This is a genomic window from Exiguobacterium oxidotolerans JCM 12280 (genome assembly GCF_000702625.1).
Lineage (GTDB): Bacteria > Bacillota > Bacilli > Exiguobacteriales > Exiguobacteriaceae > Exiguobacterium_A > Exiguobacterium_A oxidotolerans.
The window spans coordinates 2,885,596-2,903,749 of the sequence record NZ_JNIS01000001.1 but is presented as its reverse complement, the minus strand read 5'-3'; the positions used below and the strand labels follow the sequence as shown (position 1 = coordinate 2,903,749).

General features: G+C 49.6%; 12 protein-coding genes and 1 riboswitch. Of the genes, 1 reads left to right on the top strand and 11 read right to left on the bottom strand.

The features are described 5' to 3' along the window. Nucleotides 1-255: 255 nt before the first annotated feature. The 11 genes from P403_RS0114780 to adhE all read right to left on the bottom strand — a co-directional run bounded on the left by P403_RS0114780 (nucleotide 256) and on the right by adhE (nucleotide 17,197). The gene (locus tag P403_RS0114780) at nucleotides 256-2,592 is read right to left on the bottom strand and encodes a glycoside hydrolase family 31 protein (protein WP_235195229.1); all 2,337 of its coding nucleotides are present in this window, start codon (nucleotides 2,590-2,592) and stop codon (nucleotides 256-258) included. Between the two features lie 213 nt (nucleotides 2,593-2,805). Continuing rightward, entirely contained in the window at nucleotides 2,806-4,329 is a 1,524-nt protein-coding gene (locus tag P403_RS0114775) for a cardiolipin synthase (protein ID WP_029333467.1), read from the bottom strand. Between the two features lie 112 nt (nucleotides 4,330-4,441). Further along, a complete protein-coding gene (locus P403_RS0114770; protein WP_029333466.1) occupies nucleotides 4,442-5,560 on the bottom strand; it encodes a GTP-binding protein in 1,119 nt (372 codons plus the stop codon). Between the two features lie 110 nt (nucleotides 5,561-5,670). Further along, a complete protein-coding gene (locus tag P403_RS0114765) occupies nucleotides 5,671-6,540 on the bottom strand; it encodes an alpha/beta fold hydrolase (protein ID WP_029333465.1) in 870 nt (289 codons plus the stop codon). A gap of 12 nt (nucleotides 6,541-6,552) precedes the next feature. Beyond that, on the bottom strand, nucleotides 6,553-6,999 hold the full coding sequence (locus tag P403_RS0114760; protein WP_029333464.1) for a DinB family protein: 447 nt from the start codon (nucleotides 6,997-6,999) through the stop codon (nucleotides 6,553-6,555). Next, on the bottom strand, nucleotides 6,992-7,507 hold the full coding sequence (locus P403_RS0114755; protein ID WP_029333463.1) for a GrpB family protein: 516 nt from the start codon (nucleotides 7,505-7,507) through the stop codon (nucleotides 6,992-6,994). Before P403_RS0114755 ends, P403_RS0114760 begins: the two co-directional genes overlap by 8 nt. An 86-nt stretch (nucleotides 7,508-7,593) precedes the next feature. After that, a complete protein-coding gene (locus tag P403_RS0114750; RefSeq protein WP_029333462.1) occupies nucleotides 7,594-10,311 on the bottom strand; it encodes a bifunctional 2',3'-cyclic-nucleotide 2'-phosphodiesterase/3'-nucleotidase in 2,718 nt (905 codons plus the stop codon). Between the two features lie 211 nt (nucleotides 10,312-10,522). Beyond that, nucleotides 10,523-11,938 carry a hypothetical protein gene (locus P403_RS0114745; RefSeq protein WP_029333461.1) on the bottom strand — a complete coding sequence of 472 codons (1,416 nt, stop codon included), beginning with the start codon at nucleotides 11,936-11,938 and terminating at the stop codon, nucleotides 10,523-10,525. A 149-nt stretch (nucleotides 11,939-12,087) separates the two neighbouring features. After that, nucleotides 12,088-13,425 (bottom strand): LLM class flavin-dependent oxidoreductase, encoded by a 1,338-nt coding sequence (locus tag P403_RS0114740; RefSeq protein ID WP_029333460.1) that lies wholly within the window; start codon nucleotides 13,423-13,425, stop codon nucleotides 12,088-12,090. A gap of 37 nt (nucleotides 13,426-13,462) precedes the next feature. Continuing rightward, nucleotides 13,463-14,233: a 3-oxoacyl-ACP reductase gene (locus P403_RS0114735; RefSeq protein ID WP_420805696.1), complete on the bottom strand. Its 771-nt coding sequence runs from the start codon at nucleotides 14,231-14,233 to the stop codon at nucleotides 13,463-13,465. Between the two features lie 120 nt (nucleotides 14,234-14,353). Beyond that, a riboswitch (TPP riboswitch) is annotated at nucleotides 14,354-14,454 on the bottom strand. A 148-nt stretch (nucleotides 14,455-14,602) separates the two neighbouring features. Next, nucleotides 14,603-17,197, bottom strand: coding sequence for a bifunctional acetaldehyde-CoA/alcohol dehydrogenase (gene adhE, locus P403_RS0114730; RefSeq protein WP_029333458.1), 2,595 nt, complete (start codon nucleotides 17,195-17,197; stop codon nucleotides 14,603-14,605). 332 nt (nucleotides 17,198-17,529) lie between these two features. Here adhE and P403_RS0114725 point away from each other — a divergent pair, with 332 nt between their 5' ends. After that, nucleotides 17,530-18,081, top strand: coding sequence for a beta-class carbonic anhydrase (locus tag P403_RS0114725; protein ID WP_029333457.1), 552 nt, complete (start codon nucleotides 17,530-17,532; stop codon nucleotides 18,079-18,081). The last annotated feature ends 73 nt before the right edge of the window (nucleotides 18,082-18,154 follow it).

The following is an 18,154-nucleotide window of genomic DNA, read 5'->3' as shown; positions in this document are numbered from 1 at the left end:
TTTTTAACCTTAACCCATTTAAATGTATTTAACCATTATAATGATTTAAATCAAACTTATTTATGGCTATAACATTTTAAAGAGCAGGTCGTATTAGCTACTATAGCCATTATAAAGTGAGACACCGCCCCAACCAAGACAAAAAAAGCCTGTATGCACGGATTTCGAAAAATCCATACATACAGGCTTATGACTCACTTGAGAAAAGTTGCTACGATGATGTGAATACTACTCACCCTGCCGTTGATTTTCGCGTCAGTACAGCATCAATTCAAGTAAACAGTCGACGAGATCCTTTTCAAGATCCAGTGCCTGGAGCTGATGCATCAAGTTGATCGGCTCAAGACGCTGCGTCAACAGACGATAGAGACGGTCCTTCAAGTCATAGCCGATTTCCGCCTGATCGAGGAACTCATATAAGCGTTCCATCCGGTTATCGTTCGTTGACATTTCGACTTGGAGCGATAACGTGACCGTTTCTGTCACTTCACCGAGCGACACCGTCAACGATTGTTTTTTCGGATCATATTCGCCCGGTAACGTTTCCCCGTCACGGACGACATACCCTTCGTTGACACCACGTAAAATCACGGTGATGACCCGTTTTTCAGGCAACAGTTCCTGTTTTCCGATTGGTGCTGCGATCGTCATCGTCCGGGCGACCCAGTCAAGTTCGAACGATGTCTCGACATTTTCCCCGTCCCGGTGGGCGACACCGACACTGTCATCCTCAAACAGCGTAAATTGGTTCGAGGCGCCAGGGAATACGTGGACATCGAGATGTTCCGGATTATGCAAGGCGTTCGAGTGCTCGACGTGTCGACCGAGTGGAATGATCGCGCCTGCTTTCGCGAGAACCGCCTGTTCATCAAGCTTTCGGAACAGACGCATTTGTTTCCCGCCTGTATAACGGTGACCGGAGAAGAAATCGAACCATTCCCCGTCCGGCAACCACGCCGTCGTCGCCGCGACGTGTAATTTCTGATTCATCGGTTCGACGATCGGTGCGACCATCATTTCCGTTCCGAAATAATACTGGTTCGGGACGGCATAAGCAAGTTCGTCTTCCGGATGCTCATAATACATCGGTGAGACGAGCGGCAATCCGTCAAAATGATTGCGGGCATTCATCGTGTAGATATACGGGACGAGTTGATGACGCAACCGTAAATACCGTTTCATGACTTGTTCCGCCTCGACCGAATACCGCCACGGTTCCTTCCCGTTAAAGATGCTCATCGTACTGTGCAAACGCATGATCGGACTGAAGACGCCATATTGGAGCCAGCGCGTCGATAATTCATCATCTTTTTCACCGCGCTGGTGTCCGCCGATATCGTGACTCCACCAGCCGTAACCGATGTTCGACGCCGTCGCCGTGAAGTACGGCTGGAACTTGAGTGATGCCCAGGAGATGATCGTATCACCAGAGAAACCAACTGGATAACGGTGACTGCCGGGTCCTGCGTAGCGTGAGAAGATTAACGGACGATTGCCGTCACGGGCGATATCAAGCGCATGGTAATGATTGAGCATCCAGAGCGGGTCGAGCCCTTTAATCTTCGAGTTTGCTCCCTGTTGCCAATCGATCCACCAAAAGTCGACGCCGTCCGCCTCATGCGGGTGATGCAGTTTCGTGAAGTAGTTTTCGATGAACGTCTTGTCCGAAAAATCGAACGGAATTCGGTCTTCCGTATCCGGATCAAGTCCCATCGCGACTGCCATCGCTTCATAAGCCTCTTCAAAACCGCGAACACCGTCTGCCGGGTGTAAATTGAGTGTCACCATCCGGTCATCATCCTTCAACCATTTCAGGAAGCCTCGCGGATCGGGGAACAAGTCGCGGTTCCACGTATAGCCGGTCCAACCGCTCCCGTATTTTTCCGGAATGTCGGTCACGTGCCAATCCATGTCGATGACGCTGACGGAAAACGGGACGTCCTCTTTTTTGAAACGTGTCATCAAGTCTTTGTATTCTTTTTCGTTATAGCGCCAGTAACGGCTCCACCAGTTTCCGAGAACTTGACGCGGCAACATCGGCGTCGGTCCTGTTAAATGATAGAAGTCCTTCAACGCTTGTTTATAGTCATGACCATAACCGAAGTAATAAATATCTTTTGCCCCGGCTTGACGCGGTTCGACGAAATGATCTTCTGTCAGGACGAACGAAGCCGAGTCGTCAATCGCCGCGTACCCTTGGCGGGAGATGATTCCTTCTTCAAGCGGAATCTCCCCGTCCGCATGGTCGAGTGTCCGCGCCGTCCCTTTAAGCGTCCGGAGCGGTCCGCCGAATGTATAGCGGCTGTAGTACGTACTGAAGTTCCCGAGCACGTCGACATATAACGTGTTCTCAGCGAACGGACCTTTCGTATAGTGGAGGTGCACATGTTCCGTGATGATTTGCAATTCCGTATCGTCTTCGACAATTCGGAATGACGGAACAGGAAAATCGCGATTCCAGACCGTTTGCGTCGGCCGGTCCTCAAAGCGACCATCCTCCGCATACTCCATCCGAATCATCCGACTCGTCAAAATCGTGAAGCGGTAATGATCACCTTGAATGATCGCTTCCGGTCGTGCCAGTGGTTTCATGTCTCGCGTATAGAAATGGGATTCGTCAATTGTTCGCATACGGGATCAGGACGAAATCGTCCTTTTCACTTCCTTCCAAAAAGTAAGTAGTGCAACCGATGTACACCCTAAGTGTATAAAACTGTTTGTTCCCGTTTCAAGTTCCAACTAATCCATTATTCAAAAAAAGTAGTCCCGCCAATGCATTATCGACGGAACTACGGACTCTACTTCTTATAATAAAGGTGAAATCAGCCGCGAGAATGATTCGAATAGACGGAAACGAAGTGACCGCTTGACATAATCATTGGACGACAACTGAATCGAAACTTCGAAGTCATCGATGAAGTCCCGCTCAAGCTTCGATGCACTTTCCGTATCATAGAGAAACGCCATGATTTCGTAGTTGAGGACGAAACTGCGAATATCCATGTTCGCCGTCCCGACGACGCCGATCTTGCCATCAATCAACACGATTTTCGCATGGATGAAGTGACGGTTATACGTATAAATTTTCACTCCGTCTTTGAGCAATGGTCCGAAATAAGACCGTGTCCCGTAATACGACGTGAAGCTGTCCCCTCGTCCCGGCGTCAAAATCCGGACGTCGAGCCCGGCCCGTGCCGCAAGGCGGAGCAATGTCATCGTTTCATTGTCCGGAATTAAATAGGGTGTCGCAATCCAAATCGAGCGCTGGGCAGAGATGATTGCTGCGATCAAGGCATTACGGATCGCCGGATCTTTTGACGTCGGTCCACTCGTGACGATTTGCACCGCCCCGTCCGTCTCAGCGTCGTGTTTCGGAAAGTAGCGTGCTAATCCGTCCCCGCCACCGAACGTCTCCCATGTATCCGTCCCTTCAAGATGCGCATAAATCCAGTCATCCAAAAACGTCGCCTGCAACTCCTTGACGGCACGCCCTTCGAGTCGAAGGTGCGTATCGCGCCAAAATCCAAATTTCTTGTTTTTACCATCGTACTCGTCGCCGACGTTCAATCCACCGGTAAAGCCGACTTTGCCGTCGATAACGACGATTTTCCGGTGATTCCGGAAGTTCGCCGTGAAGATGAATAAGGGACTCGAAATCGGATCATACGCGGCGATTTTTGCTCCGGCGTCACGGAGCGGACGTAAAAACCCTTCTCCGAGCATATAACTGCCGAGCCCGTCGTACATGAAGCGGACTTCGACCCCGGCTTCAAGCCGTTCAATCAATGCTTCACGAATCGCCTTCCCCGTCTCATCGTTGCGATAGATGTAATACTGGATGTGGACGTGATGCTTCGCACTCCGGATCGCCTCAAGAATCGCCGGGAACGTCTCCGTTCCGTTCGTCAAAATGTTACTTGCCGTATGGACATCGACCCCGCCGCCGCCGAAGTTTCGAATCGTGTTGGCGAGCTTCAGGTGATTTGCCGGCAATTCACTGACGGCAAGCGACCGGACCGGGCGAGTCGCTTGTTTGAGTAACATCCGCTCATCATGCGACCGGCGGTTCCGACGACGGCGACGCGGGTTCCGACCGAACATCATCCAGATGATGACCCCGAGAATCGGTAAAAAGATTAAGACTAGAAACCAGGCGATCGTCGATTCTGCCGTCCGATTTTCGATGAAGATGATCATGATGACGGCGAGCGGCACGACGACCGCGGAAATCGTTAATACAAAATAGAGGTAATCCAACTGATACAATGTCCAAATGATACCTCCAGCGACTAAAAACACGAGCGCGAACTGTAAAACCCGATTGCGCACTTTACTTCCCCCTCTATGAAACATACTCTCTTATCGTCATTTCCCTGTTCCCTTTAAAAATATAGCAAAAAAAGAAACCACAGATGTGATTTCTTCAAAAGTTGACCTGAATTTAAAAAACTTCATCGTACATCGCGCAACCCGGAAGCGGATCGGCGAGCGAGGCCCAATCAGTTTCATCTCGCTGAACGAGGCAGGCATCGAATTGTGCTTCAAGCCGCTTTTGATCCAAACCGATCCCGATCAGGACGAGTTCCGTCCGCCGGTCATTCACAGTCTCAAACCGTCCGGCGTATTCCATGTTCGATGCGTATCCTGCCTGATGAAACAAGAGTGCCACTTCCGGTCGTGTCGCGAGGAACAAAAATCCTTTCGCACGGACGATTGTTTCCGGCCACGTCTCAATCAACGCAAGCAGGCGCTCCGGATGAAACGGGACCTCCCGCCGATAGACAAAGGATTGAATCCCGTATTCTTCCGTCTCCGGGACATGTTCCTCGGCATTGAGCTCACGGATCCAACCGGCACTTCCTGCCGCCTGCTCAAAATCAAATAAATCGACGTCAAGAATTGCTGCCGGGTCGACTTGTCCGTAGGTCGTCTCAATCAGTTTTGCCACCGGGTTCAGCGCCTTCAAATAACGGATGACTTCGATACGTTCTTCCGCCGTCAGTCGGTCCACCTTGTTCAAGAGAAGGATATCCGCAAACTCGACCTGGTCGACGAGCAAGTCAACGACTTCCCGGACGTCCTGTTCATCAACTGCCTGTTGCCGTTCAATTAGTGATTCGCCGGACTCAAAATCTTTTAGGAAACTGTACCCGTCGATGACCGTCACCATCGCATTGATTTTCGTCGCGTCCGTCAAATCGATTTGGCTGTCTTCGTCGACGTACGTAAACGTTTGGGCAACCGGAATCGGTTCCGAGATCCCGCTTGATTCGATGACGATGCCATCCAGATCGCCTTGGTCGACGAGGCGACGGACTTCAACTAATAGATCATCACGAAGCGTACAACAGATGCAACCGTTCGATAACGTCACGAACGACTCCTCCGTCCGTGAAAAGCCAGCTTTTTCAATCAATGCTGCATCGATATTGACTTCACTCATGTCGTTGACGATGATGGCGAGCTTCCGCCCTGCCCGATTATGTAATAAATGATTCAAGACTGTTGTTTTTCCTGCACCGAGATAACCGGACAGGACCGTGATCGGAATGCGTGACATGTAAATCGTCCCCTTTATAAATCGTAATGATTACGTTTTAAATAGTAACGATTCCGCTTTAGACTGTCAAGTCCCGAAAAATTAAAAACGTCACGACAACGACGGTCCGTTCATTCAAAAAACGTCGTCCGGATCAACTGGACGATTCTTTCAGCAGCCTCTTTTGAAAAACCGGCAATCGTGTAATGGTTCGTATTCGCAATCAGATGGAATCTCGCATCCGGCAAACTACCGGCAAACCGTTCATGAGCCGCATTGATCCGTTTCGTCAAATCTTTGTTCAGCCATTTTTCAGGCATCCCGCCCGCCCAATCGGAAGCTGATAATACAAGAACCGGCGGCGTCACATGCGGGACGAGCTGTAGAATCTGCTGATTGTTGTGTGCGACGGTGTCCCACTCGTCAAGCGTGCCCCGCCAGTGCTGCGTCCGGCTCAACTGTCGCCACAGGGGGACACGGTCCGCTTCCGGAAGGCTTTTGAACATCCGCGCCCCAAGATTGTCCGGAATCAACCAGGCGAGAGGACGGATATGACTGAGGACATACAAAAAACGGTTCCACTTTTCCTGCATCCGCTCATACCAGTCCGGTAGTTCAACATCGACTTCCGGATGTGACGGATCGAGCAAGACGATGCCAACCGTCTCGTCCGGACGACGGTGCCCGAGTTCGAGCGAGATATAGGCCCCGAGCGAATGACCGATGAACAGAAACGGTCCGTCGATTGCGAGTACATCCAGGACGCGTCCGAGTTCAGCCGCCTGCTGACTAAAAAATCGTTTCGTTTTGCCGCGCGAGGACTTGCCGTACCCGAGCCGTGAATATTCAAAGACGCGTCCGAGCTGCAATAACTCGCCGCGTAACCAGCCCCACTGGTGGTGGTTCGACATCATCCCGTGATCGAGGATGAATGTAACTTCGCCCGTTCCCGTCAAGCGGGTGTCAAACCGTCCGTCCATCGTCTCAACAATCCGTTCCATTTTAATCCCCCCTTATTCAAATAACGCCAGCTCGATGTCGTACCCAAGCAGATTTAAGTAATCAAATAATTGTGACCGGTGATGATACAAGTGGACAGCTGCTTCCACCAACCAGCCGGACGAACTGTCTCTGACGCCCCAGTAGGTCGGTTCCGTCGCAAAACCACCTGCCAGCCGGTCTTGATAATACTGCCACGACTGGTCCAAGCGGTCGACAAGCTGACCGGTCGGCACCGGGATCGCATAAAACTGCGCCATCTCCTCTGCCGTCGCGCCGGTCGCAATCCGCACATCTGCTTCGAGTAGTACCGCAAGATGGGCGGCGACTTCATACACGGACCGTTTCCCCGCAATCGGTTGCTTCTGCCAATCGTCCGGTTGAATCACTTCCATCAATCGGCTTGTCGTCCGGACACCAACGGCGACGTGCCGTTGTAACGCCTGTTGCCACTCATTCATGCGGCCACCACGCGAGCGCCCGGTGTTCCATTTCCTTGACGAACGCATCCTTACCGGCGATGTAGGCACTGATATCGACTGGATGCTGCTTCGCTAGTTGTTCCTTGATGTCGCTGTAAGCTATTGCTTCTTGCGGATGCTGTCGTAAGTAATCGCGAAAGACGATGTGTCGCCTGATTTCCGGACTCCCGTCCGCATAGAGATGGATGTGATGCGTCCGCGCATCGCCGCCCTTGCGGTAGTAACGTCGTCCCGGCATGCCGAACTCCCCCATGACTTCGTAACCGAGTGCTTCCATCGCCGTATCGAACGATTCGATCTCATCGAGCGTATCGACGACTGGTAAGATGTCGATAATCGGTTTTGCCGACAGTCCCGCGACCGATGTACTGCCGATATGATGGATACCGCGCAACCGTCGCCCGAAAATCGCCCGCAGTTGTGCCGCCTCCGTTTCAAACAGTTCTGCCCACGCCTTTTGATACGGTGTAACGATGACTTGTCTCATAACAATCCTCTCCTCTGTTCTTTAAGTATGCCAGTTCTTTAAGCAAAACAAAACGACCTCACACGTGCGAGGTCGTTTTCGTTCAGTTATTTTTTCGTGATGAAGTAACGGGATTGATCGAGACGATCAGATGCCGTATAGACATTCATCTTGTACGAACCTGTCGCAAGACCCGTCCGCATTTTCAGGACGTAGTTGCCGTGGTTGTCGGCGACGTCTTGAGCAATCAATCGATAGCCGCTACTTGTTTTTTCAAACAGACGGACGATTTGACGTTTTTCGACTTTGCCCGTCAACGTCTTTTTACCTGTCCATTTTTTGACCGGGTAGGTGTTTTTAATCGTGAATGATGCTTTTTTCGTAACTTTATGTGAGATATCCGTCGACTTGACTGTGTATGTCCCTGTCGTCAGACCGTTTTTAACAGGAAGCTTAAAGCCGCTCGCTGTTGTTTTCGCTTTGGCGATTTTCGTTGAACCTTTGTACAGCGTGACATCAAGTCCTGCTGTCGCTTTACCCGTCAAGACCGTCGAACCGTAGACGGCCGACTTTTTATCGATCGCCGGTGTCGCGACGAAGCCTGTTCCGACTGTGACGGTTGCTGATTTTTTCATGAATCCGAGTTCCGAGACGACCGTCAGCTTGTCACGGAGCTTGACCGGACGAACCGTTACCGCATACTTTCCTGTTTCGTCAGCAGTCGCCGTTCCGAGAACTGTTGATCCGAGTTTGACCGTAATCTTCGCTCCAGCAACAGATGTTCCTGTGACGACTTTCGCCCCTGGTTTGACGGTTGCGACGTTAACATTGAAGTTTTTCATCGGCACGTTCATTTCGAACTTCAGGAACGTTCCCGTTTCACCGGCACGTGTCACGCCTGTATTCGTGATACCTTCGTAACGTTTCGTATATGCTGCTGCCGCTTCCGCTGAATCGAAGTTGACCGTCATTGGTTTACTTGCTACGAGCGACCAGTTCGCATCGGCCTTATAGTCGACCGGCTGTTTGGCTTGGATGAAGTCTGAGATGACGTTCCGTGTTTCGTACGCTGACTTGTAGACGATGTTTTTTCCGCCACCAAGACCCGGGAACGATGCACTGCCGGCACGGTAGTTGTTTGTCGCAACAAGGAATTCCTGCTCATCCGTTATTTCCTTGCCTTCGTACTTGATGTTTTGGACACGGCTCGCATCCGCGTTGACGACGTCGCCATTGTAGTCATACTTCGCCGGTTTCGTAATGTCGATTTCATACGTCAGTCCGTCGAGGATATCGAAGTTGTAGCTGCGGAAATCCTTATTCAACAAATCGGTTTGTTCACCTGATACTTCATTAAACTGACCGGCAGACATCTCGAGCCAGTTCTTGACGTCTTTGCCCGTCACCTTGACGACTTCAAGCGTGTTCGGATAGACATATAGATCGGCGACGTTCTTCAGTGCGATCGGGCCTTTTTTAATCAACGTGTAATCTGCTGCGTTGACTTGATTGCGTCCGCCCGTTTTGAATGGTGCACCGGCAGATAAGAGTGGCAAATCTTTATATTTTGCGAGTTCCGCATTGTCTTTTAACTGTTTTTCGACGTACCATTTTTGAGCGTTCGTGACGAACTGGACCGAGTCATCATCCTGGACGAGTGCAAAGAAACTTTGGATATCGTCGTTGATCGTTCCGACTTCCTGACGAATATAGTCGAGTGTTCCTTGATGCGACTTCTCGATCAGTTTGACCGCACCGGCGTCCGCGACCGTCTCTTTCGTGACGTCAGCGAGTTTCGCAGATGACGTATCGACTGTCCACTTGCCGTCGACTTGTTTCAATTGCAGATCGATGACACCGACATTTTTCCCTTGTGTGTTCGCCATGACGACCGGTTTTCCGTTGATCAGCCCTTTTTCCGCATCGACGTTCGGTAACTTATTGAATGCCGAGTCAGCTGCCGGGAATTTTCCGTGCTGGTGACCGGTCATCAAGACATCGATGTCAGCCAGTTTCGATAACGCATACCCGACGTTCTCATCGCCGTCTTTTTGGTCGATCGTATCCCCGATTCCGGAGTGGGCCAGCGCAACGACGACGTCTGCACCCTCGTCCTTTAGTTTTTTCGCCGTCGCTTTAGCGACCGGGATGATGGCTTCCGCCGTCACTTTACCGGTTAAGTTCCCCGCGTCCCACGCCATGATTTGTGGTGTGACGACACCGAAGACGCCGACTTTGATTGTTTTCGGTTGATTGTTTTGATCCATCACTTGCCGTTCAATGATTTGATAGTCTTTTCCGTCTTCATTGTAGTCCGCGACGATTGGTTGTTTCGTCACGGCGTCGAGAACGTTCGAGTTGACGAACTTAATCGAACCGCTAGAAGCACTCATCGCTGACTTCAGGAAGTCGAGTCCGAAGTTGAACTCGTGGTTGCCGAGCGTGACCGCGTCGTATCCGAGGTATTCCATTAATTCATACATCGGGTGTTTGCCTTTGTTGCCTTGATCGTACTGATTTTTGACATAATCCCCGAACGGCGTGCCTTGGAGTGTGTCCCCGTTATCGAACAGGAAGCTGTTCGTTTCGCCGACGACGTTTTGTTGCTGTTTGATGACGGTCGCTGCTTTGACGAGACCGATTGACTCATCTTGCGCGTCTTTGAAGTAATCGTAGTTCATCGAGTTCGTATGTAAATCCGTTGTTTCTAGAAAACGTAGCTTGACGACACTGTCATCTGCTGCGAGTGTTTTGACTTGGATGACGGGTGCTAACATCGGTGCGATCAACGTGGTAGCGATAATAATTTTTGTAGCCTGTTTCATCTGGTTTCCCCCTAAGAAATAAATGACTGCTCAATTAATTTAACACGCTTTCATTGTAGCTTATAGCCTCTTTGAATAGGTCGGACATCCGTCTTATTTAACCTTCTTAACTAATTCCACAAACTGGCTTTACATTAACCTTGCACCTTTACAAATTTACTTGTAAAAAAGAAAACCGCTCCCCGAACTTACGGGAAACGGTTTTTACCCTTCATCTATCACCATGATGCTGTCGTTTGATCGCGTAACCGATGAAACCAGCAATCAGTGCCAGTACCGTCGCATAGAGAATCGTCGTCATCGTCGCCGTCTCTTGACTGAATCGAACGAGAGCATCGTCCTGCCATAAGAGTGCAAACGATGTCCCCGTCAGCGAACAGATGAACCAGCTAATCAAGCCGGTCGTCACGGCAAACAGGACGGGATCGTATAATTTGTTGAAGGCGCGGATGCTGACAAGGAGATAGACGACGAACGGGACAATCAGGAACAGCCAAAACGGGAACGGCTTGTCTTGTTCGACTTGATCAGCGGCCGCCGTTTGCCCAGCCGACCGGGCGTCCATCGCGAGGACGACATTTCGCGCCGTCCCATAATCGACTGCATCAAGCGTCAAACGCGTATTCGATAAATCGGGCCGTTCGCCACCGATGACGGTCAACAGTTGATTCGTGACGCGCTCGCCGTCGATTTGGTTGACGACGTCGTCGATTGATTGTTTCAACCGCGTCACGTCGGTTTCACCGTTCAAAAACGTCACCGGGACATTTAATCTAGCCCCAAGGACGTTCGCCTTATAGGTCACTTGACTGCCGTGCATCAAATCATACCAGCCGTCACTGCCTGCGTTTAAACTCGACACGGTCAACCAGGTCCGGGTCGAGGCGTCCCCCTCATATTTCGCTTCATCCGTCACCGTAAAGAACAGTTGTGCACTACTTGCGACCATCAGGATGACGATCGCAGCACGGGCAGCCGCTGACATACCGGACAGTTGCCGCGGATAAAACGCGAGATAAAACAGACCGGTCAAAAAGAGTAAAATAAAGATTCCGTTCCAGACGGTCGCTCGATCAATTGTCAGCACATCAATCCCGAGTGCTGTGTTGAACGTAAATGCAAACAAGACGAAGCTTGCTGCTAAAAAGCTGACTGTTCGAATCGTCCATGTCACACGCGTTGCGCCGATCCGTAAAACTAAGAATAAGATTAGGAATAGACCGATTCCGAAAATCGATAAAAAGGGACTGCCGTATTCGGCGCGGAAGGATAGCGGTTCCAAGACTTGGTTGAGATCGATTCCGAAAATCGATAAGATGTTCCCCGTGTCATTTGCGCCAATCAGTTGATTCGTCAATCCTTCTTTGACGGCTTCCGGCAACGTGACAGCCATTCCGCTGATGAAAAACAGAAGGAACACGAGGGTCAATTCGAGTGTCGTCCATGAGACGTCCGCGTCCTGCATTAGTTCCACGAACGCCTGGTAATCGGCAGATTTCTCGATTTGTTGGACAAGGACGGTCATGACGCCGAACAGAACGAGAAAACCAATACAGGCGAGTCCTATACCAAACAAGATATTGCGTAACATATGCGAGCGTTCCTTTCGCTGTTGCCTCCGCTCCATAAAAGCGCCTCCCCTTGACTAGATTGTTTGTATAGTTATTCCTGTTCCGGGTGATTTGAAAACGAATCTTCTGCATTAAATACAAAAAGTAGCCCGTTCATGACGAACGGACTACTTCCCTGACTCCGAACTCCGATTGGCAGGAACGCTTAGTTTACGAAATTTTTCACGTCCGACTCCCCCACCTGATCTAAACCAAGATGTTCCCGAAGCGTAGTCCCTTGATAGGCTTTTCTAAACAACCCTCTTTTTTGCAGTTCAGGAACGATCAGATCTACAAAATCCTCTAAGCTTGACGGGAGTGACGGCGGCATCAGATTGAACCCGTCTGCGATACCCATTTCAAACCACAGCTCCATCTGATCGACGATTTCTTCCGGTGTACCTATCAGTGTCAGGTGTCCCCCACCAGCTGCCAGATAACCTAATAGTTCTCTTAGTGTAGGCTTTGTATCATCGATGATTTCAAGGATTGTTTTATAGCGTCCGACAGGTCCTGAAAACGCATCGACAGGTGGTAAGAACGGCACTGCTTTGTCAAGATCCCAATCAGAACAGTCCTGTTGCAAAAAGAAACTCAGTTGCTTCAAGGCGTTCGCGACCGGTAAATTTTCATCCAGTTCAGCTTTCTTCGCCAGCGCCTCTTCCCGGGTTTGACCGACGTATGTAACCAATCCCGGAAAGATTTTAATCTGCCGCTCCGGTGACTCACTTTCTTTGATTTGCTTCTGTAGACTTTCTCGGAATGCTTTCGCTTGCTTTACATTCCACGACACCGAATAGACGGCATCCGCGTGCTTCGATGCAAGTGCAATCCCTTGGGCAGATGCGCCCGCCTGCATCGCCACCGGCTTCCCTTGAGGACTACGCGGTGTAGACGAAGGACCTTTTACATTGAAGTAGGTCCCGCTATGATGGATCGGTTGAATCTTATCAGAATCAATCAACCGGTTGTCCGTTCGACTCGAAAGAAAAGCAGCTTGATCCCAGGACAAAAATAATTTTTCCATTACAGACGCAAATTCATCCGCCTTTTGGTACCGTTCGTCCCTTGCAGGGAGCGCATCCATACTATGGTTTAACGCTTCCCAGTCCGTCATCGACGTAACCAGGTTCCAGCCGACACGTCCGTTCGTCACGTGATCAAGGCTTAGCAGTTGTCTCGCCGCTGTATATGGATTCGAAAATGTACTCGATATCGTTGAAACTAACCCGATATGCCGGGTTACTTGAGAAATAGCGGTTAAATTGATTAAAGGATCGAGCCAAAAGGCCGGTAGTTCAGTTGCGCTTGCAGCAGGAAAAGATTGATTGTCAGCAAAAAATACGGCATCCAAACAACCCGCTTCCGCTAGTTGGGCCAATCGCTGATAATAACCGCTCTCCCCGATCTCTTCAATCGTAGAATCCGGCATTAACCATGCCGCTTGATGATGCCCACAACCGTACAATAAAACACCGACGTTTAACTGCTTCGTTTTCGTCATCTTTAGTTCCCTGACTCCTTTCTCCTGAACGCTGACATCAATTCATCGTCAATCCGCCATCTACGGTTAGATTTTGACCGGTAATGCCAGAGGCGGCTTCTGACGCTAAAAAGGCGACCATTTGCGCCACCTCTTCCGGCGTCGTCACTCTTTTTAACGGAGTTGATTGAGCAATCAATTCGAATACTTCAGCAGTCGTCACAGCACTGGCATCCGTCACTTTCAACAAGCCGCCGGAGACAACATTCACGTTTATGCCGTACTGTCCTAGCTCTGATGCAAGATTACGCGTAAAGCCGATCAATCCTGCTTTTGCCGTCGTATATTCGTGATAGGGAACTACCGGGTTTTGATACAGATTCGTGCCGATGCTGATGATGGTGCCGCTATTTCGTTCAATGAATTGCGGCAGAACACTTTGCACGACGTGGAACGCTGCTTTCAACGTGCCATCCAACTGTTTTTGATAATCTTCCCATTCCAAATCGATGAATGATTTTTGAGCGCGTGGATCGAACTTAAAATCGACTAATGCATTATTGATCACGACATCGATTTGTCCGTAATGAGCTGTCGCTGACTGCATCAATGTCTCGACGTCTTGTCGCTTCGTGACATCCGCATACAGGGCAATGGCATGTTCTGCACCAAGCTCATTTACGAGTTCCTCTGCCGCATCCTTGCTCTTATAATAATTAATCACAACTTTAAACCCCTTGTTCACCAATACTCTTGCAATCGTCGCGCCAAGTCCTCGACTGCTTCCCGTCACTAACACTGTTCTGTTCACTGTCTTCCACTCCTTCATCGTCTTTTGCAACTTAAATAGCGAAGTCGTAAACAAAAAAAAGCGCAACTCTCCAAAAGGAAAGTTGCGCACGTCTAAATAATCACATAACAAAAAACCGACAGACTGGTCTTCGCTTGTTTATTAGAGTCTACACTTCCCTACGCTAGTACGAACTAGTTCAGGTTCAAAGGGTTTGAGTATCTACTCATCTCAGTTTAGTAACACCCCTAGTGATTCTATTCAAGTTACCTTCACTTTAGCGGTCTTAGAAATATCTGTCAATAATGACAGGACAGTTTTGTCGGTGTCTCTTTTGATTACGAACGAAAGCCTTGCCTCCGTCGACCGGAAGCAAGGCTCTTTTGATTGCCATGATTTTTTTCTCTGTTATACGCCTTCGTAGGCAAGCTCCATGATGTTCCGAAGTTCCGTCACGAGCGGCATTTTCGGATTCGCTGTTGTACATTGATCCTCGAATGCATCGACTGCCATCTTATCGAGTTTTGCTTCAAAGTCGGCTTTTTTGATGCCTTGGGCTTTGAATGACATTTTGATGTTCAACTGTTGTCCGAGTTCTGTGATCGCTTGGATTAGTGATTCGACACCTTGCTCCGTCGTCGCTGCCGGTAGTCCGAGATAACGGGCGATTTCTGCGTACCGTTCATCGGCGATGAATGATTCATATTTCGGGAACGAAGCGAGTTTCGTCGGTTTCGCTGCATTGTAGCGGATGACGTGTGGCATTAGAATTGCATTCGTCCGACCATGTGGCGTGTGGAACTCCCCACCGATTTTGTGTGCGATCGAGTGGTTAATCCCGAGGAAAGCATTGGCGAACGCCATGCCGGCCATCGTTGAGGCATTGTGAACTTTTTCGCGCGCTTCGGCATCGTCACCATTCGCATAAGCGCGTGGTAAGTAGTCGAAAATCATCTTGATTGCTTTTAACGCCAGTCCATCCGTGTAGTCGTTCGCGAGGACGGAGACGAAAGCTTCTGTCGCGTGGGTCAGGACGTCCATTCCGGTATCCGCCGTGATTGATGCCGGGACCGTCATGACGAATTCCGGATCAACGATTGCGACGTCTGGTGTTAACGCATAGTCAGCAATCGGATACTTGACGTTTTTCTCTTTATCCGTGATGACGGTGAACGGTGTGACTTCAGAGCCTGTACCGGATGTCGTCGGAATCGCGACGAACTTCGCTTTGTTACCGAGCGCCGGGAATTTATAGGCCCGTTTCCGGATATCGAGGAATTTTTGACGTAAGTTCGAGAACGTTTCGTTCGGTTGCTCGTAGAAGAGCCACATGCCTTTCGCTGCATCCATCGCTGATCCGCCACCAAGGGCGATGATTAAGTCTGGTTTAAAATCGCGCATCGCTTGCGCTCCGACTTGAACGGTCGTTACCGATGGATCCGGTTCGACTTGGTCAAAGATCCGGTAGCTGACGCCTGCCGGTAAGTTGCGGATGACTTTATCCGCGTAGCCGAACTCGACCATCGCTTGATCGGTGACGATCAACGCACGTGAGACATCTTGAATCGATTTCAAGTATTGGACTGAATTTTTTTCAAAGAAAATCTTTTCCGGTACTTTGAACCACTGCATGTTCACGCGTCGTCTCGCCACCTTTTTGACATTGAGTAAATGTTTCGCCGTTACGTTTTCAGAGACGGAGTTTTTCCCGTACGATCCGCAACCGAGTGTCAGTGATGGCGTCAATTCGTTATACAGATCACCAATCCCGCCGTGTGCTGATGGGCTGTTGACGAGAATCCGGCAGGCTTTCATCCGCATTCCGAACGCCGTCATCAAGTCGTCATTCGTCGTATGGATGACTGCCGTATGACCGAGTCCACCGATTTCAAGCATCCGTTCAGCAACATGGAACGCATCTTCTGTTGACTGGACGCTATACGCACCAAGGACAGGGCTTAGTTTTTCGTGTGAGAGTGGTTCTTCTGAGCCGACTTTTTCAAGTTCTGCGACAAGCATGACAGTGTTGCTCGGGACGTCGATGCCGGCTTTTGCTGCGATCCAGGTTGCCGGTTTCCCGACGATGTCGGCATTGACGGCACATGTATCGGTTTTGATGACGAGCGCTTCGAGACGTTTTTTCTCATCTGCTGTACAGAAATAGCAACCGAGTGCTTCCATCTCCGCACGAACTTCCGCGTAGATTTCCTGATCGATGATGACCGCTTGCTCCGATGCACAAATCATTCCGTTATCAAACGTTTTTGAAAGGACAAGGTCACTGACGGCACGTTTGATTTTCGCTGTTTTTTCGATGTAACATGGAACGTTCCCTGGTCCGACACCGAGTGCCGGCTTACCTGTTGAATAGGCTGATTTGACCATGCCGGCTCCGCCGGTCGCAAGAACCATCGCGATATCCGTATGGTTCATCAAGACTTTTGTTGCTTCGAGTGACGGTTGTTCGACCCACTGGATACAATCTTTTGGTGCACCCGCTTTGACGGCAGCATCGCGTAATGTTTTTGCAGCTTCGAGTGAACAGTTTTGCGCTGACGGGTGGAAGGCGAACACGATCGGGTTTCGTGTTTTAATCGCGATCAACGCTTTGAACATCGTCGTTGATGTCGGATTCGTCACAGGTGTGACGCCACAGACGACACCGACCGGTTCCGCGATGTACGTGATACCGTTTTGAACATCTTCTTCTAAGATACCGACCGTTTTTTCTTCACGGAGACTGTTATAGATATATTCCGTCGCAAACATATTTTTAATCATTTTATCTTCAAAGACACCACGTCCTGTTTCTTCTACGGCGAGTCGTGCCAGTTCAACGTGACGTTCGAGACCGGCAAGCGCCATGTCACGGACGATCGTATCGATTTTCTCTTGATCAAATGTTAATAATTCTTGTAATGCGGTTTGACCTTTTGCGACGATTTTATTGATCGTTTGTTCGACAGGTGATACGTCTTGTTTGATTTTTTCTTTGACAGCCATGTTAGGTTTCCTCCCTATTTTGGAACGAATCTGAGTCTGCATTTCCCTACTAGATGTTAGGAATGCCAAGCTGATATTCAATAGTTTGTGCTTTCCTTCACAAATCAATCATACCGCCTTTTTGATGATTTGTGCATGACCATCCTGTGAACTATTTCACATCATTGAAAACGCTCTCATTCTCAAAAGGTGTTGTCGGACAAGGCATCCTTTTTGAATTCCTTGCCTGTGACTTTTCTCACAGCACCTATTTTCTTTGCTTGTCTGACGGACAAAACATCGTGTAATCTATTAAAAGATACATATTTATTTGTTTTGAAGGAGGAAGTTTTATGACAATCGTCAATCAAATGCTTGCGTTCAACGAACAATTCGTCGAAGAAAAACAATACGAACAATTCATCTCGGATAAATTCCCTGATAAAAAGGTCGTGATCTTAACGTGTATGGATGCCCGCTTGACGGAACTCCTCCCGCACGCGCTCGGTCTCAAAAACGGCGATGCGAAGATCATTAAAAATGCAGGGGCCGTCCTCTCGCATCCATTCGGTTCCGTCATGCGCTCGATTCTCGTTGCGCTTTATGCACTCGGTGCAGAAGAAGTCATCGTCATCGGTCACCACGACTGCGGCATGAGTACAATTGATCCGGCGAAGATGATTGCCGAGATGGAAGGACGCGGCATCAATCAACAAGTCTTAAAGACACTCGAAGCCTCCGGTGTCGACTTACAGCAATGGTTACGTGGATTCACGTCAGTCGAAGAAAACGTTGGCCATTCCGTTGGTTTAATTAAAAACCATCCGTTATTACCACCCGGCACAAACGTCCATGGACTCGTCATCGACCCAGGGACAGGGAAACTCGACCGCGTCGATTGCTAAACCTGTCTTTATATAGTAGAAAGGAGGCACGACCGACACCGGTCGTGCCTTTTCATGTTTTTTTCTTGACAGC